Source organism: Elioraea sp. Yellowstone (genome assembly GCF_006704265.1).
Classification (GTDB): domain Bacteria; phylum Pseudomonadota; class Alphaproteobacteria; order Acetobacterales; family Acetobacteraceae; genus Elioraea.
Window position 1 is genome coordinate 1 of sequence record NZ_VIKA01000330.1, and the last position, 567, is coordinate 567.

1 protein-coding gene is annotated in these 567 nt (G+C 77.1%); it reads left to right on the forward strand.

The window, feature by feature from the left end:
- The coding region (locus FK498_RS18975; RefSeq protein WP_141857283.1) for an HAD-IC family P-type ATPase at window positions 1-497 on the forward strand (497 nt) is incomplete at its 5' end.
- Window positions 498-567 lie beyond the last annotated feature (70 nt).

Genomic DNA, 567 nt, shown 5'->3' on the forward strand with positions numbered 1-567 from the left:
GGCTCGAACCGGTGCTGCTGACCGGCGACGCCGAGGCGCCCGCGCGCGCGGTGGCCGCCGCCCTCGGCATCGCCCGCGTCGAGGCCGAGGCGAGCCCGGAGGACAAGGCGGACCGCGTCGCCGCGCTCAGGCGCGAAGGACGCACCGTGGCGATGGTGGGCGACGGCGTGAACGACGCGCCCGCGCTCGCCGCGGCCGATCTCGGCATCGCGATCGGCGGCGGCACCGACGCGGCGCTGAAGACCGCCGGGATCGCGCTGATGCGCGACGATCCGCGCCTCGTTCCCGAGGCGATCCGCATCGCGCGGGCGACCTTGCGCAAGATCCGCGAGAACCTCGCCTTCGCCTTCGTCTACAACATCGCCGCGATCCCGCTCGCCGCGCTCGGCGTCCTCACCCCGGTGATCGCCGGGGCGGCGATGGCGCTCTCCTCGGTCTCGGTGGTGACGAATGCGCTGCTGCTGCGCCGGCTCGGCCGCGCTACACGGAGGGCATGAGCAGGGCACCGACTCGCCGCCCTCCCGCCCGCCGCGCCGCGCCGCGCCGTCCGGCGCGCCGCCGCGGCCC